The organism is Kitasatospora sp. SolWspMP-SS2h (assembly GCF_003259315.1).
Classification (GTDB): Bacteria; Actinomycetota; Actinomycetes; order Streptomycetales; family Streptomycetaceae; genus Kitasatospora; species Kitasatospora fiedleri.
Map to the genome: position 1 here is coordinate 1 of NZ_QLLT01000070.1, position 1,131 is coordinate 1,131.

Genomic DNA, 1,131 nt, shown 5'->3' on the forward strand with positions numbered 1-1,131 from the left:
GTCGACTACTCGTCGTTCGCGGAGGCGCTGGGCGGCAACTACGCCTCGCGGCTGCACCTGGTGTCGCTGCCGGCGTGTGCGCTGACGACGCCTGAGGTGGCGGCGTGCCGGGTGCAGACGCCGCTGGTGACGGATCGTGATGCAGTGGGGAAGAACATCTCGGCCGAGGTCGACCTGAGTGCATCCGGCGCGGTGAAGACGAGCGCCGAGGGCGCGAGCGGTTCGGAAGCCGTCCCGGCAGTGTGGTCGGGCCGTGCCTCGGTCATCGAAGTGGGCTCGGCCTCCGCGCCGGTGGTGCTGGCTGCAGCCGCTTCCAGCGGCGGCGGGGATTCCTCTGCGGGATCCTATGCGGCCAGTTCCCTCGGGCCGAGCGGATCGTGGTCGGGGGGAGGATCGGCGGGTTCATTCACCTACTCCTACCCGGTCGCCACCCCAGGTGCGTCGACCGAACTCGCCCCGAAGGTCGAACTCGCCTATGACTCCGGTGTGGTGGACGGCAAGACGGCGAGTACCCAGGCGCAGGCGTCGTGGATCGGTGACGGCTGGTCGATGCCCGAGTCCTTCATCGAGCAGACGTTCACCTCGTGTTCGGACGAACCGGAGGGTTCGGCTTCGCCGAAGGCGACTGGTGATCAGTGCTATGCGGGCCCGATCCTGACACTCTCGTTGAACGGTTCCTCCACGGCTATTGTGTGGGATTCGGCCAAGGGCACCTTCACCTCGTCGAACGAGGACGGCGCGAAGGTCGCGCATGTCACAGGGTCGAACAACGGGTCGGGGACGTACAACACGGACTATTGGACGGTCACGGACCGTTCGGGGACGGTGTACTACTTCGGCCGGAACCAGCTGCCGGGGTGGAGTTCAGGCAAGGCGGTCACCAACTCGGTGGACGCGATGCCGGTGTACTCCGCGCATTCCGGCGACCCGTGCTACAACGCCTCGGGTTTCGACGCCTCGGTGTGCACGATGGCGTACAAGTGGCACCTGGACTACGTGACCAGTGTCCAGGGCGCCGCGATGGCGTACTACTACACGCAGGACAGCAACTTCTACGGGCAGAACAACGGGGCGTCGAACACGAAGTACGTGCGGGACTCGTACCTGTCGCGGATCGACTACGGCTTCCAG

1 pseudogene is annotated in these 1,131 nt (G+C 66.0%); it reads left to right on the top strand.

The features are described 5' to 3' along the window. Window positions 1–1,131 (top strand): annotated as a pseudogene (locus tag K353_RS34720) (hypothetical protein); the annotation flags it as partial.